Origin of the sequence: Sporosarcina sp. P29, from assembly GCF_002743265.1 — a bacterium.
Taxonomy (GTDB): domain Bacteria; phylum Bacillota; class Bacilli; order Bacillales_A; family Planococcaceae; genus Sporosarcina.
On record NZ_PDYX01000124.1, the window covers coordinates 1 to 389 of the forward strand.

Below are 389 nucleotides of genomic sequence, written 5' to 3' on the forward strand. Positions count from 1 at the left end.
ACTCGGCATGCAATTTGCTTCCACAAGAGAAACTACAACAAAAACTTGCCAATGCAGACCGTGACGAACTGGATACGATGTGGGATTTCTACAAAGAACTAGGTAGTGTAATGACAAAACGAGTTCGATTAATTATCGATGACTTTCATCATATTACTGCTCTAGAACTCTTGGAAATGATCCAGTATTTTGTAATGGATTTGCCCGAATCATTGAAAATTTGCTTCGCCAGTCGTCATCTCCCTCCCTTTACACTTGCACTCTGGCAATCTTTATTTACTGTTACTGAAGTCAAAATGCAGCATCTGCGTTTTACGACTGTAGATATGAAAGTGTTTTTGAAAAAACAACCTCAACAGCAGCAATCAGTATGGCAAGAATTCATTCAG

At 38.8% G+C, this 389-nt stretch carries 1 protein-coding gene; it reads left to right on the forward strand.

The window, feature by feature from the left end:
- Nucleotides 1-389 (forward strand): hypothetical protein (locus tag CSV68_RS17255; protein WP_158233544.1); only part of this gene is annotated, 389 nt, incomplete at both ends.